Annotated in this window: 24 protein-coding genes; 16 read left to right on the top strand and 8 right to left on the bottom strand. The window is 43.6% G+C overall.

Annotated elements, in window-relative coordinates; translation table 11 throughout:
• Positions 1–68 precede the first annotated feature (68 nt).
• From HYN46_RS08315 to HYN46_RS08280, 8 genes are all read left to right on the top strand, one after another.
• Positions 69–704 carry a DUF2057 family protein gene (locus HYN46_RS08315; RefSeq protein WP_162818131.1) on the top strand — a complete coding sequence of 212 codons (636 nt, stop codon included), beginning with the start codon at positions 69–71 and terminating at the stop codon, positions 702–704.
• Positions 705–942: 238 nt separating this feature from the next.
• Positions 943–1,275, top strand: a complete 333-nt coding sequence (locus tag HYN46_RS08310) for a YbaB/EbfC family nucleoid-associated protein (protein ID WP_114898949.1) — start codon at positions 943–945, stop codon at positions 1,273–1,275.
• A 39-nt stretch (positions 1,276–1,314) separates the two neighbouring features.
• Positions 1,315–1,950 (top strand): recombination mediator RecR, encoded by a 636-nt coding sequence (recR, locus tag HYN46_RS08305; protein WP_114898948.1) that lies wholly within the window; start codon positions 1,315–1,317, stop codon positions 1,948–1,950.
• Between the two features lie 126 nt (positions 1,951–2,076).
• Positions 2,077–3,219, top strand: a complete 1,143-nt coding sequence (locus HYN46_RS08300) for a ribonuclease D (RefSeq protein WP_114898947.1) — start codon at positions 2,077–2,079, stop codon at positions 3,217–3,219.
• A 123-nt stretch (positions 3,220–3,342) separates the two neighbouring features.
• On the top strand, positions 3,343–3,663 hold the full coding sequence (locus tag HYN46_RS08295) for a YcgL domain-containing protein (protein WP_114898946.1): 321 nt from the start codon (positions 3,343–3,345) through the stop codon (positions 3,661–3,663).
• A gap of 31 nt (positions 3,664–3,694) precedes the next feature.
• Positions 3,695–4,033: a hypothetical protein gene (locus tag HYN46_RS08290; RefSeq protein ID WP_114898945.1), complete on the top strand. Its 339-nt coding sequence runs from the start codon at positions 3,695–3,697 to the stop codon at positions 4,031–4,033.
• A gap of 70 nt (positions 4,034–4,103) precedes the next feature.
• Positions 4,104–4,976 carry an AAA family ATPase gene (locus HYN46_RS08285; RefSeq protein WP_114898944.1) on the top strand — a complete coding sequence of 291 codons (873 nt, stop codon included), beginning with the start codon at positions 4,104–4,106 and terminating at the stop codon, positions 4,974–4,976.
• A gap of 114 nt (positions 4,977–5,090) precedes the next feature.
• A complete protein-coding gene (locus tag HYN46_RS08280; protein WP_114898943.1) occupies positions 5,091–6,278 on the top strand; it encodes a vWA domain-containing protein in 1,188 nt (395 codons plus the stop codon).
• Positions 6,279–6,283: 5 nt separating this feature from the next.
• Here HYN46_RS08280 and HYN46_RS08275 read toward each other — a convergent pair whose 3' ends face one another.
• The 6 genes from HYN46_RS08275 to fabA form a co-directional block, all read right to left on the bottom strand.
• Positions 6,284–6,631, bottom strand: a complete 348-nt coding sequence (locus HYN46_RS08275; protein ID WP_114898942.1) for a GFA family protein — start codon at positions 6,629–6,631, stop codon at positions 6,284–6,286.
• 105 nt (positions 6,632–6,736) lie between these two features.
• Complete coding sequence (locus tag HYN46_RS08270) at positions 6,737–7,621, bottom strand: AraC family transcriptional regulator (protein WP_114898941.1); 885 nt, start codon at positions 7,619–7,621, stop codon at positions 6,737–6,739.
• Between the two features lie 99 nt (positions 7,622–7,720).
• Positions 7,721–8,407, bottom strand: coding sequence for a CPBP family intramembrane glutamic endopeptidase (locus HYN46_RS08265; RefSeq protein ID WP_162818130.1), 687 nt, complete (start codon positions 8,405–8,407; stop codon positions 7,721–7,723).
• 67 nt (positions 8,408–8,474) lie between these two features.
• Positions 8,475–8,846 carry a CopD family protein gene (locus HYN46_RS08260; protein WP_456061860.1) on the bottom strand — a complete coding sequence of 124 codons (372 nt, stop codon included), beginning with the start codon at positions 8,844–8,846 and terminating at the stop codon, positions 8,475–8,477.
• A 66-nt stretch (positions 8,847–8,912) separates the two neighbouring features.
• Positions 8,913–10,139 (bottom strand): beta-ketoacyl-ACP synthase I, encoded by a 1,227-nt coding sequence (fabB, locus tag HYN46_RS08255; protein ID WP_114898938.1) that lies wholly within the window; start codon positions 10,137–10,139, stop codon positions 8,913–8,915.
• 108 nt (positions 10,140–10,247) lie between these two features.
• Positions 10,248–10,760, bottom strand: coding sequence for a bifunctional 3-hydroxydecanoyl-ACP dehydratase/trans-2-decenoyl-ACP isomerase (gene fabA / locus HYN46_RS08250; protein ID WP_114898937.1), 513 nt, complete (start codon positions 10,758–10,760; stop codon positions 10,248–10,250).
• Between the two features lie 406 nt (positions 10,761–11,166).
• Here fabA and HYN46_RS08245 point away from each other — a divergent pair, with 406 nt between their 5' ends.
• From HYN46_RS08245 to tuf, 5 genes are all read left to right on the top strand, one after another.
• Positions 11,167–12,156: an EcsC family protein gene (locus HYN46_RS08245; RefSeq protein WP_114898936.1), complete on the top strand. Its 990-nt coding sequence runs from the start codon at positions 11,167–11,169 to the stop codon at positions 12,154–12,156.
• Positions 12,157–12,358: 202 nt separating this feature from the next.
• Positions 12,359–12,733, top strand: coding sequence for a 30S ribosomal protein S12 (gene rpsL / locus HYN46_RS08240; protein ID WP_114898935.1), 375 nt, complete (start codon positions 12,359–12,361; stop codon positions 12,731–12,733).
• A gap of 199 nt (positions 12,734–12,932) precedes the next feature.
• Positions 12,933–13,403 (top strand): 30S ribosomal protein S7, encoded by a 471-nt coding sequence (gene rpsG, locus HYN46_RS08235; RefSeq protein WP_114898934.1) that lies wholly within the window; start codon positions 12,933–12,935, stop codon positions 13,401–13,403.
• A 379-nt stretch (positions 13,404–13,782) separates the two neighbouring features.
• Complete coding sequence (fusA, locus tag HYN46_RS08230) at positions 13,783–15,921, top strand: elongation factor G (RefSeq protein WP_114898933.1); 2,139 nt, start codon at positions 13,783–13,785, stop codon at positions 15,919–15,921.
• A 176-nt stretch (positions 15,922–16,097) separates the two neighbouring features.
• Complete coding sequence (gene tuf / locus HYN46_RS08225; RefSeq protein ID WP_114898932.1) at positions 16,098–17,288, top strand: elongation factor Tu; 1,191 nt, start codon at positions 16,098–16,100, stop codon at positions 17,286–17,288.
• Between the two features lie 89 nt (positions 17,289–17,377).
• On the opposite strand, the gene HYN46_RS08220 is transcribed toward tuf, so the two are convergent.
• The gene (locus HYN46_RS08220; protein ID WP_114898931.1) at positions 17,378–18,379 is read right to left on the bottom strand and encodes an LLM class flavin-dependent oxidoreductase; all 1,002 of its coding nucleotides are present in this window, start codon (positions 18,377–18,379) and stop codon (positions 17,378–17,380) included.
• A gap of 154 nt (positions 18,380–18,533) precedes the next feature.
• Positions 18,534–20,207 (bottom strand): L-aspartate oxidase, encoded by a 1,674-nt coding sequence (gene nadB, locus HYN46_RS08215; protein WP_114898930.1) that lies wholly within the window; start codon positions 20,205–20,207, stop codon positions 18,534–18,536.
• A gap of 505 nt (positions 20,208–20,712) precedes the next feature.
• On the opposite strand from nadB, the gene HYN46_RS08210 reads away from it, so the two are divergent.
• The 3 genes from HYN46_RS08210 to HYN46_RS08200 all read left to right on the top strand — a co-directional run bounded on the left by HYN46_RS08210 (position 20,713) and on the right by HYN46_RS08200 (position 24,212).
• On the top strand, positions 20,713–22,065 hold the full coding sequence (locus HYN46_RS08210) for a Do family serine endopeptidase (RefSeq protein ID WP_114900682.1): 1,353 nt from the start codon (positions 20,713–20,715) through the stop codon (positions 22,063–22,065).
• A gap of 189 nt (positions 22,066–22,254) precedes the next feature.
• The gene (locus tag HYN46_RS08205; protein WP_407640780.1) at positions 22,255–23,232 is read left to right on the top strand and encodes an AAA family ATPase; all 978 of its coding nucleotides are present in this window, start codon (positions 22,255–22,257) and stop codon (positions 23,230–23,232) included.
• Positions 23,233–23,279: 47 nt separating this feature from the next.
• Positions 23,280–24,212 carry a DUF808 domain-containing protein gene (locus HYN46_RS08200; RefSeq protein WP_114898928.1) on the top strand — a complete coding sequence of 311 codons (933 nt, stop codon included), beginning with the start codon at positions 23,280–23,282 and terminating at the stop codon, positions 24,210–24,212.
• The last annotated feature ends 29 nt before the right edge of the window (positions 24,213–24,241 follow it).

Here is a 24,241-nt window from a genome sequence, read left to right as displayed (position 1 = left end):
TGGGGGATATAACCAGAGCTGATAGTATGGTTATATCCCCTTCGTTCTTTGGACTTTTAGGTATATTTATGTTGTTTCTAAATCGATTATCCCCTCGTTTTCCCTCTAAACAACTCAAACATCATATGCTTGTGCTATGTCTAGGTACTGTTGGATTAGTTTCTACGCCATTAGTGTGGGCTGACGCTGAGGTTTCAGTACCTGAAAATGTCATTGTTCTAGGAATCGATGGTCAGGAAACAGGGAATACTGGTTTCTTTGGTACCAAACATACAAGTTATCGTTTGCCCGCAGGTGAGCATACGATCACAGCACGCTATGATCGTTTGTTTCCCTTGGGTGAAGATCATGATGTTGTTCGCTCAAAAGGCGTGACCATTCGTACAGTCTTGGCTGACCAGCAAGTATACACATTAGGTTGGCAACCCGAACCCGATACACATGAAGAAGCATTGGCATTTGTAAAACAGCCGACACTCATTATTAAAGCCTCAAATGGCCAAGTCATTGCATCTCAGAAAGGTTTGAAGATGCAAAGTACGTCTGTGATTGCAAGTGTGATGCAGGGCGTGAATAATTTGACGACAGGTTCAAGTGCACCTGCAGGTACAACATTAGATCGTTTACAAACATTGTGGGATCAGGCGACAACAGAACAGCGTAAGCAGTTTAAAACGTGGATTGATCAACAAGGCAATAAATAGATTATTTTAATCTTTGAATAAAAAAGACTTCCTATAGTGGAAGTTTTTTTTATTGCTATCGTAAGAAAGTTTGTATCTGGATATGCATAAAGTAACGTATTGGAAAGTTTTTTTACCTTGTCTAGCGGTTTATGATCATCGTACAGATAAGAACAGATATAATCATGACATTCTCATATGATTGTTTGAAATACATGGGGCTTACGCCTTTTTTGATTAGCTTCTAGTGGAGAGATGAATGAACATTAACATGCTGATGCAGCAAGCACAGAAAATGCAAAAAGATATGGAAGCGAAGGTCAAGAAGACCAAAGAAGAATTAGCTAAAACAGAAGTCCAGGCTGAGTCCGGTGGTGGTCTAGTCAAAGTCACCATGACAGCACGCTTTGTGGTTAAGCGAATCCAAATTGACCCAGAACTGCTTAAAGATGATGCAGACATGATCGAAGATTTGATTGCTGCTGCAATCAATGATGCAGTTCGCCAAGCAGAGGCTATTTCAGAAGCAAAATTAAATGCGACCACTGCAGGCACTGGTTTACCACCAGGTCTGGGTGGTATGTTTGGTTAATTCGACGCTGGTCATTAAAGAGTAGTTTAAGACGCATATATGTTTAGTCCAAAGTTTGATGAACTGGTTCAGCGTTTACGTATTCTCCCAGGTGTAGGGCCTAAATCTGCACAACGGATCGCATTGCAATTGCTGGCGAGAAATCGTACTGGAGCGCAGGCATTAGCACATGCATTAAATGATGCGGTGCTCCATATTCAACACTGTACCGTTTGTCGATCTTTGGCTGAATCTGATATCTGTGATATTTGTGCATCACCTCAGCGTGATCAGACATTATTATGTGTTGTGGAGTCTGCTGCAGATGTTGCAGCGATTGAACATAGCGGTGGTTTCCGCGGACGTTATTTTGTTTTGGGTGGACATTTGTCTCCATTAGATGGTATTGGTCCAGACGAGATAGGTATCCCTCTATTGATGTCACGCCTAAAAGCAGAGCCTATAGAGGAGTTGATCCTTGCGACGAATGCAACCGTTGAAGGGCAGGCCACTGCACATTACTTACAGGCCGCCTGGCAGTCCTTAAGTCAACTCGAATCGACCGCTGTAAATGGGCGAAAAATGCCGCTTAAAATTACACGCATTGCTCAGGGGGTGCCGCAAGGTGGAGAGCTGGAATACGTAGATAGCCATACTCTTAGCCAAGCATTGCAATATCGCTTAACGGTACGTTAATAGATTATTTTTTAAAGTATTTTGTTTTAAATAATTGTATTATAATATTTTAATTTAGTTGGGCACGATGCTATTCAAGTGTCCGAATTTGGTTTTTGTTGTCTGTAGTCATTTTGGGTAAACGCTATGTTTGAATATTTGACTGAACAAAGTCAGTTGGGTGAGCTATATACTCAAATGGCACATACCGATACGTATGCGCTTGATACAGAGTTTATTAAGACGAATACGCTCTGGCCTTACCTCGGTCTATTGCAAATCAATGTCAATGAGAAAATCTATTTGCTTGATGGACAAAGTTTAGATCTCACCGATCTATGGCTTTTGGTCTTTAATGCTCGTCAGAATATTTTTCATGCATGCGGTGAGGATCTTGATCTCATACATCATTATGCAAATCAAAAACCTTTGGATAATATTTTTGATACTCAAGTTGGATTATCATTTCTCGGTTTTGGTTTGCAGTTGGGCTACCAACAAGCGTTACAGCAAATCTTGGGTATCCATGTTGATAAAGGCGAAACCCGCTCCGATTGGTTAGCACGACCACTGCGTCCAGAGCAATTACAGTATGCGGCAAATGATGTCATTCACTTATCTGCATTGGCAAAACAGATTCAATCTGATTTAAATCAGCGTGGATTACTTGATGCTGCGATAGAAGACTGTGTGAACTATGCTCGTGAAGTAGCGACCGATACCGAACTGTCGCAGATCTATCTGGATGTCGCGACCTTTAGACACAATCGCCGACAATTGGTGCAGTTGCAACAGCTTTGTGTATGGCGAGAGCAAATTGCACGTGCGACAAATCAACCACGTAGTTTTATTCTAAAAAATAGTACTTTGCTAGATTTAGTTGATCAACAACCGACCAGTATGTTTCAGTTTGGTAAAATTAAAGACATGAAGCCGAATGTGATTCGTGAGCATGGTAAAACTATTTTAGATTTGATTCGATTCTTGCCTGATGAATCGCTTTGGCCTATGCGAATTCATCGCGCCTATCGTCAAAAAGACACGGATCTCATTGATCAGATTAATGCCTTCACAGCACAGATCAGTGTTGAGACTCAAGTGCCTGTTGATGTGCTTTTACGCAAAAAATGGCTGTCGACATTGTTTAGTCATATTGCCAAAAATGGGAATGAAGCTGACTTGCCCAATCATTTGCTCGGGTGGCGCTATGAGGTCCTAACACGTCCGATTTTAGAGTTACTTCATCAGCAAAAAGAAATTATAGCCGTAGAAATGGCACCAATTGATTGATGTCTGTGAACCTCTCATCTCATATGGTGTTTTAAAAACGATTTCTAAACTGAACAGTCAACCTCGAAGTTGCATTGTTAGTGTATTCTTAGCCTTTAATTTCAAGATAGACCCGTAACTGCCATGCATTGTGATATTTATAGAGCCAGTACACGCGAAGGGATGTACTTGTACATTGCCGTTGATCCAACCGAAGCTTTGATTGAGCCACGTGTGGAACCGAAAGAGGATCCATTCGCGCAAGTATCAGATTCGTTGAAGCGTGCATTTGGGCGTCCCACCTTTGTGATGCGACTACATTTAACACCCGAACGTAAACTTGCAAGAGTGCCTGTTCAGGATGTTATCGAGTCATTGGCGCGTCAGGGTTATTATTTACAGCTTCCTCCTGAAGGTCTAATTTCACCCAATGCAGTAGAGCCTGAAGGTCTACGTGGCGCGTAATATTGTTTTTTTAAAAACTTAGGGCTTACGTATGAATAGTAACGCAGAATATTGGTTAGCAGTCACCGTTTACTTAGTTGGTAGCGTATTGGCCTTGTGGTTATGGCATAAAGTTGTTAGGCCATTGCCTCGTCCGATCGCGGGCATGAGCTGGATGATCCTATTTGCGTTGTTGCTATCACCCACAGTGACCGAAGGCGCAAATGGCCAAATTGCACCCGCCATAATTGGTCTTATTTTTGGGGTGATTAGTAAAAGTCGTGAGTTGATTCTATCGAGTTTATTGCCGATGTTATTGGTTCTAGGTTTAGGATTTTTGATTGGCTTCTTAATTCAGCGTTTGCGTAGTATGCGACCAGATATTAATTGAGCGACACGGTAATTGATACATCTGACCTGTCGAATTGTTTTTACATATTGAGTAAGTACGGAATATTTTTATGACACAGTTAAGTCAGTTTCATGATGCGCAAAGTCAGTCTTTTGAAAGTACATCAAGCTATATAGCAACAGAAGCCTTAAAGCAGGCGGTCAATGCGGCACGTATGTTACAAAAGCCATTATTGATTAAGGGTGAACCTGGTACGGGTAAAACACTGCTAGCAGAGCAGGTTTCAACAAGTCTTGGAATGAAACTCATCACCTGGAATATCAAATCCACGACTAAAGCACAACAAGGCTTATATGAGTATGACGCAGTTTCACGTTTACGCGATAGCCAATTAGGTGATGACAAAGTCTACGATATCAAAAACTACATTAAGCCTGGAAAACTGTGGGAAGCATTTACTGCGCCAGAGCGGGTTGTTTTATTGATTGATGAAATTGATAAAGCGGATATCGAATTCCCAAATGACCTTTTGCATGAACTTGATCGCATGTCATTTTATGTCTATGAAACCGGCGAAACCATCCACGCGGTTAATCGTCCTGTAGTCATTATTACCTCCAATAATGAAAAAGAATTGCCCGATGCATTCTTACGTCGCTGTTTCTTTCATTACATTGATTTTCCAGATGAAAAAACCATGCGTCAGATTATTGATGTGCATTTTCCTGAAATTCGTGAAACGCTGGTCAGCGAAGCATTACAAATTTTCTTTAAATTACGGCAAGTCGCTGGGCTGAAGAAGCCGCCTTCAACAAGTGAATTGATTGATTGGTTGACGCTGTTGATGGCGGATGATTTACCAGAAGAAGTTTTACGAAATCGTGATCCAAAAACTGCGATTCCACCGTTGCATGGTGCGTTGATTAAAAATGAACAAGATGTCCGTTTGCTTGAACGATTGGCATTTATGACTCGTCGTTAAGTCTAAGGTTGGACCCGTCCTTCTTCTAGGGAGGGACGGCAAATCGTATGACGTTGTTGTCTTATTATCAATAAGCTTCCCCTTTGACAAAGGGAGTTTCAAGGATTCATCTCCATGTTTGTCAATTTATTCTTTACCCTAAAAAAATATGGCGTTCCAGTCAGTACAACTGAATTACTAGACTTGAATGCAGCCTTACAAGCAGGGGTTGTATTTGCTGACCGTGAAGAACTCTATCGTTTAATTCGTCTATGCATGGTGAAAGACGAGCGTCATTTTGATAAGTTTGACCGAGCAATGAAGGCATATTTTGACGGCATTGATTCCTACGACATTGAAAGTGTGCTTGGCAATTTAGCAAATATTCCTAAAGAGTGGCTGAACCTAGAGCTTCTGGAAAAAAATCTAACCCCTGAACAACGTGTAGAACTTGAAAAAGCAGGTTCTTTGGAAGAGCTTATGAAAAAGCTCGAAGAACGATTGCGCGAGCAACATAAGAAGCATCAGGGCGGCAATAAGATGATAGGCACGGGTGGCACTTCGCCATTTGGCGCATTCGGAGACCATCCTGAAGGCGTACGCATTGGTGGTCCATCTCGTAAAAAATCGGCAGTTAAAGTCTGGGAACAACGCCAGTACCAGAATCTTGACGATCAACAAATTTTAGGTACTCGGCAGATGCAAATTGCCCTACGTCGCTTGCGACGTTTTGCTCGTCAAGGTGCGGCAGAGGAACTAGATATCCGTGGAACCATCGATTCCACTGCACGTCAGGGTATGCTTGATATTCAGCTCATTCCTGAACGGCGTAATCGAGTTAAAGTACTCATGCTATTTGATATCGGCGGTTCCATGGATGCCTATATTGAGCAGTGTGAAAAGTTATTTAGTGCGGCTAAGTCGGAATTTAAAACTCTCGAATTTTTCTACTTTCATAATTGTTTATATGATTATGTTTGGAAGGATAATGTGCGCCGATCAACCAGTCGTATGGAAACTTGGGAACTGTTACGCACGTATGGCAAAGATTACCGCGTAATATTTGTGGGTGATGCGAGTATGGCACCCTATGAGCTAATGAGCGAAGGCGGCTCGGTTGAGTATACCAATAGTGAAGCCGGTATTACGTGGTTACAACGAGTACGTCAGCATTTCAGCAAAACTGCGTGGCTAAATCCTGAAGACGATAGCTATTGGCATTACACCCAAACCGTCGCTGCAATTAAGCAAACATTTGAAGATAAAATGTATCCGATGACCTTAAAAGGGATTGAGGATATGACTCGCTTTTTAGCGCGTTGATTCCCCTAATGTGATCGTCCATTGTAGTGCTGTACTGGGATAGAGTCTAAGTCGAGCCCTTCTAAGCAGCGAATATTAATCGCTGCCATCGCATCTCCGTTAGGGTCACTCCCTTCACCAAAAGGGTGAATCCCGCATACTGCGCAAAATTGATGCTTGATCACGTGCTTGTTAAAAAGATAAGTGCTGATGTCTTGTTCCGGAGTCAGTAATTTTAGCTGCTCTCTCGGTACAAACCATAATAAAGATCCCTTGCGAGAGCATATGGAGCAATTACAAGCGATAACGCCTTTAATTTCACCTTCTACCTCAAAGGCGACTTTGCCACAATGGCAGCTTCCCGCGTACTTCATCTTAAATCCCCTTTGGAGAGTTTAGGGCAATATCAAAGACTCTACAGCACAAAAGTAAATATATAAAGCATGCAATTTAGTCTGGATCCCTTTGGATGAAGGTCATTACTTCAATGGTAAAAATATATCGATCACAGCCTCACTTTTAGGCACATCAGGAAAGAATTTGATGCGTTGAAGAAAGACGGGAAAGTCTCTTAACTCCTCACCGCTACTCGGTAACCAGATGGCATAGAGATTATGAATCGCTTTTCTCAATAAGTCATCTGAACCTATATGGCGTAATACAGCACATCGTCCGCTAGGGATTGTTTTGCTTACCATGCCTATAGAGTCATCCTTAATGAGCATATTTGTTTCAACACCGATATCTATACGATATTGTTCAGGATCGATATTTTCAGGATCCTCATACAGAATATTAAAAGTTTTACTGAGACTTGGCGTTAACTGATGTTGCTTCCGCCATTCAATGAAACGTCTTATCGATTGGCCAAGTAATTGCGGATCGCCTCGATGTTCAAGAGCGGCGATTTGAGTTTCTGGAAAATTGATAATTTGGACTTGTTTAACTGATTCCAAAGTTGTCATACGTGTAATCCTGATATCGTCTAAAGATTTGAAGGTAGCGTGCCAATCATGCCAATGGGGTTGCTTACGAAACTCAGTAGGGGATTGTCCCAATATTTTTTTAAAGGCGCGAGAGAATGATTCAGGTCCCTCATAGCCGCTTTCCAATGCAATATGAGTCACGGGATTTTGGGTACGGAACGCAAGCTGGTACGATGCTCTTTTAAGCCTTGTCAGTTGAATATATTTGTATACATTGATTCCAAATAACTCAGAAAACTGCCGATGAAAATGAAATTTTGAAAAAGACGCGACCTGACTCAGCAAATCTACCGTCAAGTCGTTATCTAAGTGGGTATCGATGTAGTCGAGTACTTTTTGGAATCGGGAGAGATAATTTTCTTCAGGGGGTGGCGTCATTAAAATATCCTCATTGGTGATACTGAGATTACCAAGATGAGATAATGAATACTTGATAGAAGTTGCTTTACAGATGGCCAAGGTAGTCCGATAGAAGGCCTATCCACATACCCAGTGCGACAATACATTTGCAAGATTATGAACAATAACTGCAACCCAAATCGAACCAGTGCGTTCTTTGATCCATAATAACAATGCACCCATAATACCTGTTATGACGCTAACCAAAGCACTGAGTAGGAAAGGTGCTCCTGAGTGTGCGACTTCCACACCATGTGCTAAACCAAAAACAATCACAAGAGGGATAGCCCCCCAGCCGATAGTGATCCCTGCTATTTTCCATGGCTTACCAAAGGCAACGGTGAGTATCGCAAGTAAAATTCCGCGAAAAAGAAGTTCTTCATCAATCCCTGGCAATGTCGCTTCAAAAAGGATTGTTTCAAGGGATGGTTTAGCACATTGGTGGGAGATAATCAGTGGGATCAGTGCGCTGCAAGATACAAAAAAAAGTAATGTAAATATCGAAACCAGAAGGGTTGAACGCCATTTTTGAGGATGTGGCCATTGGCTAAGTCCTACATTGTTTTTGATCTGCTGAGGTAATGCTAAGTAGATGAGGCATAGTGTAGTGATAGACGTAATTTTGCCTAGCCAATTCCACTCCAGCTTTAAAAACAACGCAGACCAAGTTGGCGTATGAAGAAGTACAGTGAAATAGATCGACAATATGGCAAAGGCCAATAAGGATAAAAGCCAAACCCTTAAGTTTCTCCATTGACCACTCACGCATATGGCCAGAACGAGAATTAGTCCAAAACCGAGACTCACGAATGGAGTCATATCAAGATATTCATTAAAAAGAGGGCTTAACCACAACGAGAATAACAATAGCGATCAATGCGAAGACAGGTAACTCGTTGAACCAGCGAAAATAGACGTGTGATTTAATGTGAGGGTTACCAATCAATGCCTTTCTAAAATAACCACAAGCAAAGTGATAACCAGTCAAAAGTAAAACTAAGGTCAATTTGGCATGCATCCAGTGCTGACTAAGGTAGTAATCACGCCCCAGCCATAACATCCATAAGCCAAGCCCCCATGTCGCGATCATGGAGGGAGTCATGATGCCACGATAAAGTTTGCGCTCCATTACCTCAAAACGCTTGATGCTGATTTCATCTGTACTTTGAGCATGATAAACAAAGAGGCGGGGCAGATAAAACATCGCCGCAAACCAGCAAACAACTGCGACGATGTGAAAAGCTTTAATCCACAATAACAACACGGAGGTTTATTCCTCGTAGCGTTTCAGAATGAGACTGGCATTTGTACCACCAAAACCAAAGCTATTGGACAAAATGGCGTTCAGCTTTGCTGGACGCGCAGTTTGCACAATATCAATGCCTTCTGCTTCCGGAATTAACTCTGTGATATTGATGGAAGGTGCAATAAAATCATTTTCCATCATCAGCAGACAATAGATGGCTTCTTGCACGCCAGCAGCGCCAAGACTATGACCGCTCATCGATTTGGTTGAACTGATCGGGGGTGCCTTATCGCCAAATACTTCACGAATGGCTTTGAGTTCTGCGCCATCACCCGCAGGAGTTGATGTACCGTGCGTATTTAAGTAATCAATCTGTGTAACATCGTGTTGGGCAGCCATATCAAGCGCCATTTGCATACAACGCACAGCACCTTCGCCACTTGGGGCAACCATATCAAGCCCATCTGACGTTGCGCCATAGCCAACAATTTCAGCAAGAATCTTGGCACCGCGTGCTTTAGCATGATCAAGCGCTTCTACAACAACTACGCCACCACCACCAGCACTGACAAACCCATCATGATCAACAGAGTAGGGGCGTGAGGCTTTTTCCGGTGTATCGTTGTACTTGGTGCTCATGGCACCCATGGCGTCAAACAAAATAGATTGTGACCAATGTTCTTCCTCACCACCGCCAGCAAACACAATATCTTGTTTGCCTAGCTGTATCAGCTCCATTGCGTGACCAATACAGTGTGCAGAAGTCGCGCAGGCTGAGCAAATCGCGTAATTGACACCTTTTAATTTGAGTCCGGTTGCAATAGCGGCAGAAACAGTACTGGTCATAGTACGAGGAACATTATACGGACCTACTTTACGCAGACCACCTTCACGAACGTTATCGGCTGCAGCAACAATAGATGCAGTGGATGATCCTCCTGACCCAGCGAGTACACCACAACGAGGATTCCCAGCAACATCTTCAAGTGTAAGACCTGCGTCTTCAACAGCAGATAGTGCAGACAGGAAACCAAACGTTGAAGCCTCAGCTAAGAAACGTTTTAACTTTCTTTCAATAATTGAATCATCGTATTCGGGTTTGCCACTGACATGACATTTCATTCCGATATCAACATAGCTTTGGTTGAAGCGAATGCCTGATTTTCCTGTTCGTAGCGAATCTGTTACCGTTGCACGATCATTACCCAGACACGATACTATTCCCATTCCAGTAATCACTACACGACGCATGTATATTCCCCAAACTATGCATTATATCTAAAACAACTTGCCCACATGAGTGCGGCATTTTGTTTTTACTTCGACATCTGCCAACGAAAAAATATCTATTAAAACCGTTCAAAAATCAGTATTAACAAATACACCACAGCGTAAATCTTTAGCAGTATAAATCAGTTTATCATCAACATACATTTCACCATCTGCAATGGCCAAGCATAAACTGCGCTCAATAACCCGCTTCATGTGTAAATGATAGCGCACCTTGTGATGCTTCGGCAGTACTTGACCTGTGAACTTGACCTCACCGACACCTAATGCACGCCCACGACCTAAGTTGCCACGCCAGCCCAAGTAAAAACCTAAAAGTTGCCACATTGCATCAAGACCTAAACAACCCGGCATCACAGGGTCAGTGGGAAAGTGACATTGGAAAAACCATAGTTCAGGATTAATGTCGAGCTCTGCGATCAACTCACCTTTATCATAGGATCCACCAATATCAGCGATATGAGTTATGCGATCTAACATCAGCATAGGTGGCATAGGAAGTCGTGCGTTGGTAACTCCAAACAACTTTCCTTCTGCGCAGTCGATCAGGTCTGCTTTATCATACGAGGCGCGGCGCATCATTGCTCCATGAGTGGTGAAACATCATTCTTTTGTCGGTGATATTTTTAATCTATCATTAACTTTCAAGTATGGCATGAAAAGATGAACATCATGTTAAGGACGTTCGTATCCATTCATGCTGCAATAAAATATATGTTCTAGCTCAAATAAATCTAATTATGACAGTATTTATAGCACATTTATGACATAGAAATAGTGGCTAGAAATGCCTGAAAATGACCCCTCAGTTTGGTAGATGTTTTGTAACGACATGATTTATTGGCAGCATGATGGCGTTGCTAAGTCTTGTAAAGTTTGTTTAATCAAGCTGTATAGCGCGCGTTAATTCAAAGCCTAAGTCATATATTTTGGGTACAATACGAGTTCAACAACTAAAAATGATCAAGCTAGAGAAGGAATATTTTTAATGGATAAAGCATGGTATTCCAATACATTGAAAGATCGGATCACAAATCAAGCCAAAAAAGTTGCTGAAAGCGGTGATCGTCTTTTAAATCAGCTTTCTGAAAGTCAGCGTCGTCAGCGTTTTAATGGTGAGCTTCCTCCGGTAGAAACGGATGCCCGTGATGTTTTTAAGCAACAATTGCCAGCGCTTACAAGGCAGCTCGTAGGCTCGCGTTTTAATGGTATTGCTAAATACATTGCCCCATTGATTCCTATTGACTCATTGGAGTCTTTTGCAGATCAAGTGTTTGAGCAAGCGGCTACTTTCACGAGTCATACCAGTGGAGTACAGCGCATTGCAAAGCGTGCAGGTGTCGATGATATCTTTGAACTGAGGACTGGTGATGTCGCTCGGTGCGATGCATTGGTGCAATCGGTGCTCGAAGAGAATCGTATCGTTGCTTTGGCTGAAGGGGGAGTTACGGGTGCTACGGGAGTACTCGGCGCCGTGATCGATTTACCTTTAGCACTATTACTGTCTCTAAGGACGGTTTATCAAATCGCCCATTGCTATGGATTTGACATGCAAGGTGAGCAGGGTCGTACACTTGCTTATGAAGCCTTAAAGCAGTCTGATCTTGAACTTTTAGCGGATAAACAAGGTGTGCTCTTAGCTTTGGCTGGTATGCGGACAATTTTAGAATCCGGTGATCTACGTGGTGTTGAAAAACTTGTAGGTGGTGGTCCTGAAATTGAGGCAGCAGGTGGGTTTATAGGTGAATTTACTAAAAATCTTAATCTGCGAGTGCCTGCCCGCTGGTTATCAAGAACAATGCCTGTTGTGACCGGTGCGGCTGGTGCAACTTATAATGCGCGTTTGGTTGCAAGTGTGGCATTGAGTGCGCAAAAGACATTCCGAGCGGCGCGGACGAGTGGAGAAAAGTCAGCTCGAGTTCAGCGCATCGCAGCAAGTTTAGCGGAAGATCGTGCAGAAAATAACGATCTGGATTGATCATCAAGTGAAGTCCTCCGGCGCATCAATCATCGATGCGCCTACTTCTCAATTTTCTAAAAATAATTCATACAAATAAAGAGTCGGTTTTTACAACAAAGCGCCTCACTTTCTTGACCATTTCCTTTCGTTGATTTAGAATATGTAGCCCTCAAAAAGGGGTATGTCCTTTTTGAGGTTTTTTATTCACGGGAGAGTTTGAGTGGCAACCACTAACCAATTGATTCGCAAGGGTCGTAGCAGTTTGACTGAAAAGTCTAAAGTGCCGGCACTTAAAGCGTGTCCACAACGTCGCGGCGTTTGTACACGTGTTTATACCACTACACCAAAAAAACCTAACTCAGCAATGCGTAAAGTTTGCCGTGTACGTTTGACTTCAGGTTTTGAAGTATCAAGCTATATCGGTGGTGAAGGTCACAACCTGCAAGAGCATAGTGTTGTACTGATCCGTGGTGGTCGTGTTAAAGACTTACCAGGTGTGCGTTATCACACCGTACGCGGCTCACTAGACTGTGCTGGCGTAAAAGGTCGTATGCAATCACGCTCTAAATACGGCGCGAAACGTCCTAAGAAATAAGCTATATGCTGATTAATCAGCAATAGTTAAGTAATGAAGCGCTGTTTTTACGAATTTGATTTTTGATGTAAATGCTTTTTGAGTGTTTTTTGAAAGTTAAAGGTTGTGACAGAGCATGTAGTAAGGCCAGCGAACCGCGCAGCAAGACACCATGCGCAATCTGCTGGGTATCCCTGAAGTGTCATAAAAGGTTTGTATCATGCCAAGACGTCGTTCCGTCGTTGCCCGTCAAATTCTGCCTGATCCTAAATTCGGCAGCCAGACAGTGGCAAAATTCATCAACCATGTAATGGAAGATGGTAAAAAATCAGTAGCAGAAGGTATCGTTTACGGTGCATTGCTGCGTATCAACGAAAAAGCAAAGACCGATCCGGTTGAATTTTTTGAGAATACCCTTGAAAAAGTTCGCCCAATGGTCGAAGTAAAAGCACGCCGTGTTGGTGGTGCAACTTACCAAGTACCTATGGAAGTACGTCCCTCCCGTCGTACAGCCCTAGCAATGCGCTGGTTGGTTGAAGCTGCTGTTAAGCGTTCAGAAAAAACCATGGCTCTGCGCCTTGCAGGCGAGCTGTTGGATGCTGCTGAAGGCAAAGGCACTGCTATGAAAAAACGCGACGACGTGCATCGCATGGCAGAAGCGAACAAGGCTTTCTCGCACTATCGTTTCTAACGGGTGCGTTGCTTTTAAGGTTTGCATTTTAAAGAACCGCCGCTTTTCAAGTAAACGTTGCTCTCCGCAGCGTTTATTTTTTAAGTGGATTAAACAGGTTGTTGAGAAAATTTTAGTCTTCCAAGACTGTTAATTTTCCAGATAGCCCCCAATTAACTTCCATTGGTTTAGAGGCCAAAGCAGGAGAATATGATGCGTGTAGCTTGCTTACGTTTTGTCATAAACGTTGCACTGTTAGCCAGTGGGAGATTTGCGGGTATTCAGCGTGCCTAAACTAATTCATAAGGATTAGTTTTGCTGCAGATCACTGCAGCCTGTTTATACTTTTTTGTACAATCGAATCAAATTGAATCATTAAGAAAGCACTTAGGAACACATCATGGCACGCGTAACCCCCCTAGAACACTACCGTAATATCGGTATTTCCGCGCACATTGACGCGGGTAAAACAACCACGACTGAACGTGTGTTGTATTACACAGGTGTAAGCCACAAGATTGGTGAAGTGCACGAAGGTGCAGCAACCATGGACTGGATGGAACAAGAGCAAGAACGTGGTATTACCATCACTTCTGCAGCAACAACTTGTTTCTGGTCTGGTATGGCAAACAACTTTGCTAAACACCGTATCAACATCATCGATACACCAGGACACGTTGACTTCACGATCGAAGTTGAACGTTCAATGCGTGTGTTGGATGGCGCATGTATGGTGTATTGCGCAGTTGGCGGCGTACAACCACAGTCTGAAACTGTTTGGCGTCAAGCGAACAAGTATAAAGTTCCACGTATTGCGTTCGTAAATAAAATGGACCGTACTGGCGCGAACTTCTTCCGTGCTGTTGAACAAATGAGAACGCGTTTGGGTGCAAATCCAGTACCTATCGCGATTCCAATTGGCGCAGAAGACACCTTTGAAGGTATCGTTGACTTGGTCAAGATGAAAGCGATCATCTGGGACGAAGCTTCACAAGGTATGAAGTTTGAATATGGCGATATCCCAGCAGATCTGGTTGATGTTGCAACTGAATGGCGCGAAAAAATGGTTGAATCAGCCGCTGAAGCGTCTGAAGAGTTGATGAATGAATATTTGGAAAACGGTGATCTAACCGAAGACCAAATTCATGAAGCACTGCGTATTCGTACCATCAACTGTGAAATTCAGCCAATGCTTTGCGGTTCTGCATTTAAGAACAAAGGTGTTCAAGCGATGCTTGACGCAGTTATTCGTTATTTGCCAGCACCAGGCGACGTTGAAGCCATCAAAGGTATCCTTGATGACAAAGACGAAACCATTGGTGAGCGTATTGCATCTGATGATGAACCATTTGCAGCACTTGCGTTCAAAATCATGAACGATAAGTTCGTGGGTTCTTTAACCTTTATTCGTGTTTACTCTGGTGTTCTAAAAGCAGGTTCTGCTGTTTGGAACCCTGTAAAAATGAAGAAAGAGCGTGTTGGCCGTATCGTATTGATGCATGCTAATGATCGCGAAGATGTTGAAGAAATCCGTGCAGGTGATATCGCTGCGGTTGCAGGTCTGAAAGACGTAACCACTGGTGATACCTTGTGTGATGAAAACCACATCATCACCCTTGAGCGTATGGTGTTCCCTGAGCCAGTTATTTCTCTTGCTGTTGAGCCTAAAACTAAGGCTGACCAAGAAAAAATGGGTATCGCTCTGGGTCGCTTGGCAAAAGAAGATCCATCATTCCGCGTATGGACTGATGAAGAATCAAGCCAAACCATCATCGCGGGTATGGGTGAGCTTCACTTGGAAATTCTCGTTGACCGTATGAAGCGTGAATTTGGTGTTGAAGCAAACATCGGTAAACCACAGGTTGCTTATCGTGAAACGATCCGCAAGACCGTAGAACAAGAAGGCAAGTTTGTTCGTCAAACCGGTGGTCGTGGTAAGTTTGGTCACGTTTACTTGCGTCTTGAACCACTTGATACCGAAGTCGCAAACTATGAGTATGCGGTAGAAGTTGTTGGTGGTACTGTACCAAAAGAATTCTTTGGTGCAGTTGATAAAGGTATTCAAGAACGCATGAAGAATGGTGTTCTTGCAGGCTATCCAGTTGTTGGTGTTAAAGCGGTATTGTTCGACGGTTCATACCATGATGTCGACTCTGACGAGTTGTCGTTTAAAATGGCAGGTTCGATGGCGTTCCGCCAAGGTTTCATGAAAGCGGATCCAGTACTGCTTGAGCCAATCATGAAAGTTGAAGTTGAAACCCCAGAGGACTACATGGGTGACATCATGGGTGACTTAAACCGTCGCCGCGGTGTGATCCAAGGTATGGATGATCTTCCTGGCGGTACTAAGCAAATTCGCGTGGAAGTGCCACTGTCGGAAATGTTTGGTTATGCGACAGCGATGCGTTCTATGTCGCAAGGTCGTGCAACATACTCAATGGAGTTTGTTAAATACGCCGAAACCCCACGTAACGTTGCTGATGCCATCATCGCGAAATTTGCGTCGGGCGGTAAGAAAGGTGCAGACGACGAAGAGTAAGTTGGATTGTGATGTGGCTTTCTAGTGTTCGATAGCATGTTTCTATTGAAATGTTAGAAAGCCGCGTTACACTACGGCATGCTCTGACTCACGTCAGCTTAACCTGATTATTTATCTAATAGTTAAATTGCTTAACGAATCATTTTTGATGAGTTAATGAAAAAAGGAAGAATATTATGGCCAAGGCCAAGTTTGAACGTAACAAGCCGCACGTTAACGTCGGCACCATCGGTCACGTTGACCATGGTAAAACCACTCTGACTGCTGCGATCAGCTTGAACTGTGCAAAAGCTTACGGCGGTGACGTCAAAGCATTGAGCGAAATCGACTCAGCACCAGAAGAAAAAGCACGTGGTATTACCATTAACACTGCACACGTAGAATATGACAGCCCAATCCGTCACTACGCACACGTTGACTGCCCAGGCCACGCTGACTATGTTAAAAACATGATCACTGGTGCTGCTCAGATGGACGGCGCGATTCTTGTATGTTCAGCAACTGATGGTCCAATGCCACAAACTCGTGAACACATCCTGTTGTCACGCCAAGTTGGTGTGCCATACATCGTTGTATTCTTGAACAAGTGTGACATGGTAGACGACGAAGAGTTGCTTGAACTCGTTGAAATGGAAGTGCGTGACCTGTTGTCTAAATACGACTTCCCAGGTGATGACACCCCAATCATCCGTGGTTCAGCACTCGAAGCGTTGAACGGTGGTGAAGGTCCTTACGGCGTTGCATCAGTTCTTAAACTGGTTGAAACTCTGGACAGCTACATCCCAGAACCAGAACGCGCAATCGACAAATCATTCCTGTTGCCAATCGAAGACGTATTCTCGATCTCTGGTCGCGGTACCGTTGTAACCGGTCGCGTAGAGTCAGGTATCATCAAAGTTGGTGAAGAAATTGAAATCGTTGGTATCAAAGACACCGTAAAAACGACCTGTACTGGTGTTGAAATGTTCCGTAAATTGCTCGACGAAGGTCGTGCAGGCGAGAACTGTGGTGTATTGCTCCGTGGTACCAAGCGTGAAGACGTACAACGTGGTCAAGTATTGGCGAAACCAGGTTCAATCAAACCACATACCAAATTTGAAGCAGAAGTTTATGTTCTGTCTAAAGATGAAGGTGGTCGTCATACACCGTTCCTGAAAGGCTATCGTCCACAGTTCTACTTCCGTACAACGGACGTAACTGGTGCAATCAGCTTGCCAGACGGCGTAGAAATGGTTATGCCAGGTGACAACATCCAAATGACAGTAGAACTGATTCACCCAATCGCGATGGACCCAGGTCTACGTTTCGCGATCCGTGAAGGTGGTCGTACTGTTGGTGCGGGTGTAGTTGCTAACGTTCTTGCTTAATCTCTTGTAGATTGTAAGTTCAAAAAAAGACACCTTCGGGTGTCTTTTTTTATGTTTTAAGACTGCTAAAAAAGATGATAAATAGGTCGTTAAGCCTGTTTCAACGCATTCACGATATCAAAAGATCTTTTCCGTAATTCAAAATCATAGATATCACTGACAAACATGAGCTCATCAGCTCCCGTTTCTGCGAGGAACTTCTCCAGTTTGGTTTTGACCGTTAACGGTCCTCCAATCACTGCTGCCGCTAAAAATGATTCAACCGCAATTTGTTCTTGATGCGAATTCCAAATTTGACCCATGTTTTCAATCGGTGGCTTTAATCTCAAGCTTTTACCGCTGAAGAGTGCTTGAATACGTTGTTTACTGGTGGTTGCTAAGAACTCCGCCTCTTGATCAGTGGGAGCGGCAATCAATGGTACGCCTAAAGATAGATACGGCTTACTTAATGTCTCTGATGGCGTAAAGTGAGATCTATAGATATGAATGGCCTCGTGTAACATACGCGGCGCAAAGTGCGAAGCAAAGGCATAGGGTAGTCCTAATTGGCCTGCAAGTTGTGCGCTGAAAAGACTAGAACCGAGTAGCCATATCGGCACATTGCTATTGGCTCCCGGTGTGGCAATAAGCCGTTGATTCGGCTGCACAGGCGCCAGTAGAGCCCGCAGTTCGCTCAGTTGGTTTGGAAAGTCATCTGCGTCTACCAATCCACGGCGTAGGGCGCGCATCGTTATTTGATCGGCACCAGGGGCTCTACCTATCCCTAAGTCGATCCGATCAGGGTAGAGTGCAGCAAGCGTACCAAAATTTTCAGCGACAATAAGAGGGGCATGATTAGGTAGCATGACACCACCAGAACCCACACGAATGGTTTTAGTCCCCCCCGCAATATGCCCAATGAGCACCGCTGTGGCAGAACTGGCAATGCCATCCATATTATGATGTTCTGCGAGCCAAAAACGCTTAAAGTTCAAACTTTCAAGGTGCTGTGCAAGATTAAGGGAGTTATCGATAGCTTGTTTGACGGTGCCGTGATCCTGAATCGGAACCAAGTCCAACATTGAGAATGCTACATCTGCAAGAGTGCTCATAGTTCGCTTCAACTATTAATAATATAGTGAATGATACAATATTAAGCGAAGAAAATAATGTGCTTTTGGGTAACAGAATGAATGATTGAAAATGAGTCGAAATGCTCAGTATTTGGTATCTCATTTTTGATACCAGAGATACTGAGCATCAACTTTAGCCTGCAGTAAAATCAGGGGGGATAAGAATAGAGTCCTTAATCTCAGTCGAAAGCTCAGGATAGTCCAAGGTGTAATGCAAACCACGAGATTCTTTACGCTGTAATGCACAGCGCACAATCATTTCACTGACTAATGCAAGGTTACGCAGTTCAATCAAATTTTTACTCATGATATAACTAGAGTAGTACTCTTCAATCTCATGCTTGAGCATTTGAATACGATTCAGTGCACGTTCTAAACGTTTTGTCGTGCGTACGATACCCACATAGTTCCACATGAAGTGACGCAATTCTTCCCAGTTGTGCAAAATGACAACGTCTTCATCAGGATTTTGTACACGAGAATCATCCCAGCGCGGGACTTCGACAAGATTCGGCTCAACATCCTGCTCTAAGAGCTTTTGAGTGATATGGCGTGCTGCGCTTGCACCAAATACAAAACATTCCAGCAATGAATTACTGGCCATACGATTTGCACCGTGTAGCCCAGTGAAAGAGGTTTCACCAATCGCGTAAAGACCTGAGATATCAGTTTCACTATTCAGATCCACCATCACTCCGCCACAGGTATAGTGTGCAGCAGGAACCACAGGAATTTGATCTTTCGTGATATCGATACCGAGTTCTAACAAACGCTCATAGAGCATCGGAAAGTGACCTTTAACAAAGTCAGCGGGACGATGGCTGATATCTAAGTACAAATGGCGTGCACCTAGACGCTTCATCTCATAGTCAATTGCGCGAGCAACAATATCACGAGGTGCAAGCTCAGCACGCTCGTCAAACCGGGGCATAAAGCGTTCGCCATTCGGTAAGCGCAAATAAGCGCCTTCACCGCGCATTGCTTCAGTGATTAGGAAAGAACGGGCTTCAGGATGGTATAAACAAGTTGGATGGAATTGATTAAACTCCATATTGGCAACACGACATCCCGCACGCCATGCCATTGCAATTCCATCGCCGGTTGCGATATCTGGATTACTGGTATAAAGATAAGATTTGCTTGCACCACCGCAGGCTAAGGCAATAAAGCGGGTTTGAAAACTTTTAACTTTATTGGTGGTCATGTCTAGGGCATAGAGACCAACTACATGATTTTTACCACCTAAGCCAAGCTTATCACTGGTAATCACATCTACTGCAGCATGGTTTGTCAATATCGTTACATTGGTACGCTTCTTCACCTGACGAATCAGAGTCGTTGAAATGGCTATTCCGGTTGCATCTGCAGCATGAATGATTCGACGATGTGAATGTCCACCTTCGCGGGTGAGATGGAGTTGTTCTTCTTCATCTAAAGTAAAACGAACGCCTTGTTTTAATAAGAAATCAACAGCTGCGCGACCGCCTTCAACGGTAAATGCTACAGCGTCGCGGTGGCATAATCCTGCGCCTGCGATCAATGTATCTTCAATATGATTTTCCGTTGAATCAGTTTCATCTAAAACCGCAGCGACACCACCTTGTGCGTAATAAGTGCTTGCTTCTGTGAGCGGCGCTTTTGCCATGACGGCGACGTGCAGATGACTAGGTAAAGAAAGTGCAAGCGTGAGCCCAGCCGCACCACTACCAACAATGATGACATCAAAATTGAGATCTGTTGATTGACTGATAGGTGCAGATGTATCCGCTGCAGGGGCTGAGTTAGCGGCACTATTGGTTTTAGTCATGCTCACGGACGACAATTACCTTTAAAATTCTAAAGAAGAGCGCGAGTATCGAAGAATTAAGGCCTCTGTGCAAGGGGGGAAACGTTTGAGTCATTGCAATAATTGGTATTTTTTGTCAGTTGGGGCACATTTTTAGCAGATATGCTCAATCATGAGGCTGTCATTCTGGACCTAATCAAACAAAAGTATAGATCAGAATGTTGATGAATTTTGACCAAGTTTAGGAGTATTTTACATTTTGCATGTATTGCATTGAAATTAATACCACAGGAAGCAACGATTGCTAACAGATAAAGCAAAGCAGCTATGGTAAAAAACAAACTGCAATATGTTGTTTTTAACGTCATTTATTCAAAGGAATTTGCGGCAATGGATGCCCAAAGCCCATGTTTTCGATTGAAGATTAGCTTAATATTTGGTTCAGTCAGGTGAGGAAGTAATGGAAAGTCAAGGTTCAAAAAAAATGGGGTATCGTTTATTTCAAGGGCTTGTATTGACGAGTGCCATGGGTGGGGTGCTTTTACAAACAACACAAGCAGCTGCGCCCATTGATTTCTCTGATTTAGTCGCGAATGTGGCACCCGCAGTAGTTCGAGTAACAGTCGCAAAAAAATTAACTCAAGAAGAGCAGATGCAGCAGCAGTTACCCGAGATGCTGAAGCGTTTTTTCGGCAATCAGATCGTAATCCCAAATCAACCTAAACCTCAAACAGAACAAAAATCTTATGGCAGTGCTTTTTTCATCAGCCCAGATGGATATTTATTGACGAATCGTCATGTAGTCGATGATGCGAAGAAAGTCACTATCACTTTGAGTGATCGTCGCGAAATCGATGCCGAGGTTGTGGGTAGTGATGAACGCACTGACGTTGCCGTTTTAAAGGTGAAAGGCACAAATTTCCCGTCCTTAAAAATTGGTAATTCCGATGCCCTCCGTGTTGGTGAGCCGGTACTCGCGATTGGATCGCCTTTTGGATTTGATTATTCAGCATCTGCTGGTATTGTCAGTGCCACATCGCGCTCAATGACTGCGGATAGTGCGGTGCCATTTATCCAATCAGATGTGGCCTTAAATCCAGGAAACTCTGGAGGACCACTGTTTAACCAAAAAGGCGAAGTCGTTGGGATTAACTCTCGGATTTTTAGTGGTACTGGCGGTTATATGGGGCTATCGTTCTCAATCCCGATTGATGTTGCCATTGATATTGCCGATCAGTTGAAAGGCGGCGGTAAGGTTTCTCGTGCTTACTTAGGTGTCTATCCGCAAGATATCGATCGTAACCTTGCGGAGGTTTATCACCTCCCTAAACCGGAAGGCGCGTTAGTGACCAAGGTATCACCCAAATCTGCGGCAAGCGAAGCGGGAATTAAAGATGGGGATATTATCCTCACCTATAATAATCAACCGATTAGCCGAGCTTCTGATCTGGTAAATCGTATTAATCGTACTCGTCCTGGTGCAACTGTAGCGATAGGCATACAACGTGATGGCAATCCATTGACCTTGAATGCAAAATTAAAAGCTGCAACCGAAGACGATGACTCTCCAGAGAAGGTCGCTAATGCGGCAAGCAGTGCAGGTTCATTGGGTCTAAAGGTCCGGGAAATGAATGATAAGGAAAGAACGGATGCTCCAGCTAAAGGTGTTGTGATTGATGCCATTGAGCCAGACAGTCTCGCTGATCGTGCACAGTTACAACCGGGAGATGTGATCGTACGTTTAAATAACCGTCCGACCTCTAATCTCTCGGCATTTATTGAAGCGCAACGTGCGCTCCCAAAACAAGGCGTAGTGGGTGTGCTAATTTTGCGTGGCAATTCACCACGCATGCTAGGATTGCGAATCGACAAGCAATAACTTCCATTAAAGATTCGAACTCCTAACAGTTCGTATCTTGGGTAAATTTTTAAGAAGGCACTCTACTTTGGAAAGTAGAGTGCCTTCTTTTATTTTTACAAGCTAAGGGGATTTAATGGATATATGAAAGGCGTAGATTCAGTTAGACTAGAGTCATACTATTCACGTAATCATAAGGATATCCACTTCGTGACAGTCGATCAATTTGTCCAAAAGCACCCGTCCGCAACGGCAGATCAAAGTGCTCACACGATCATTCAACAAGCTAAACCATTGATAGAGTCAGTGCTCACCGCTTTGGGTCATATTATTCTAGATAAACCTGAACAAATTAGACTGTCTCTGACCTGCTTACTTGCTGGCGGCCATTTACTCCTGCAAGATTTACCCGGTATGGGGAAAACGACGCTCGCTGAAAGTTTAGCTCGAGGATTAGGCTTGAATTACCGTCGTGTACAGTTCACAAGTGACATGCTTCCGACGGATATTCTTGGTTTTTCAATGTTTAATCCAGAAAAGCAGGCCTTTGAGTTTCGCCCAGGCCCAATTTTCACTCAGGTTTTACTTGCTGACGAAATCAATCGTACGAGTCCAAAAACACAAAGCGCACTGCTTGAGGCAATGGAAGAGCGTCAAGTATCGCAAGATGGGCAGACAAGACTATTGCCAGAACCTTTTTTTGTCATTGCAACACAAAATCCAATGCAGCAAGCAGGAACCTATCCATTACCAGAGTCGCAACTGGATCGTTTTTTGATGTGTTTGTCTTTAGGCTATCCATCGGAACAAGCAGAGCGTGATTTACTCCTCGGTGTAGATCGAAGAAAGCTACTTGCCCAGATGCAACCTTTGCTAGAGCAAGTGACATTGATCAATTGGCAGCAGGCGGTATTGCAGGTTCATGTCGCCACTCCCGTTTTAGATTATCTCCAGCGTTTAGTGCTAAAAACACGAGAGTCACGTCAACATGCTGGTCTATCGACGCGGGGCGTCCTTGCATTAAAACGCGCAGCACAGGCATATGCATTTGTTGCTGGCCGAAGTTATACGGTACCCGAGGATATTCAAGCTGTTTTTGTGGCCGTCGCAGATCATCGTTTGGGTGGCATAGTTGCGGGTGTATCACCTGCGGGTCAGACTTTAAAACAAGTCGCAGTAGTTGTTTAAGAAATAACTAAAATTTAGATAAACTTTAAACTTTATTAGGAAAGAACATGGCGGGCAGTAGTTTATTTGCATTAATTGATGATATCGCAACAATCTTAGATGATGTTGCTTTGATGACCAAAGTCGCCGCAAAAAAGACTGCGGGTGTCTTAGGAGATGATCTGGCATTAAATGCTCAGCAAGTGCACGGTATTCGAGCAGAGCGGGAATTACCTGTCGTGTTTGCTGTTGCTAAGGGCTCAGCGCTTAATAAACTTATTCTCGTTCCGATGGCACTCGTGATTAGTGCTTTGTTACCGGTATTGATTACTCCGCTCCTGATGCTCGGTGGCTTGTATTTGTGTTTTGAGGGCGTAGAGAAGCTTGCCCATAAATTACTGCATACTTCAGATCACCCCGAGCAAGAAAAGGAAGCCTTGGTCGAAGCTTTTCTCGATAAAAATGTAGATATGGTTGCTTATGAAAAAGATAAGATCAAAGGTGCCATTCGTACAGATTTTATCTTATCAGCAGAAATTATAGTGATTGCACTAGGGACGATGGCAGTTGGTGCAACACTGTTGCAGCAAGCTTTGGTACTGTCACTGGTGGCTATAGTGATGACGATTGGGGTTTATGGCATTGTCGCAGGAATTGTTAAATTGGACGATCTTGGGTTTTACCTTGAGAAAAAGAAAAACCAATCACTGCAAGCCGTAGGTCATGTCCTTATCGCTGCAGCACCCAAACTGATGAAATTCTTATCTGTCGCGGGAACTATTGCAATGTTTTTAGTGGGAGGAGGCATCCTTGTTCACGGCATGCATAGTCTAAATCTCCATGCCATACCCACATGGATTGAGCATATTGGAGAGATTAGTGGACCTGTGAAAAGTATTGTTGAGGCTGGATTAAATGGTTTATTTGGGGTGATCGCAGGCGCTATTGTATTAGCCATCGTGGCGTTAATACAAAAAATACGAGGACAGGCAACGCATTAAGCCCAATTGCTCTAAATATCGAGAGGAAC

It is taken from the genome of Aquirhabdus parva, from assembly GCF_003351745.1.
In the GTDB taxonomy this organism is placed as follows: Bacteria; Pseudomonadota; Gammaproteobacteria; order Pseudomonadales; family Moraxellaceae; genus Aquirhabdus; species Aquirhabdus parva.
This window is presented reverse-complemented; position numbering and strand designations above follow the sequence as displayed.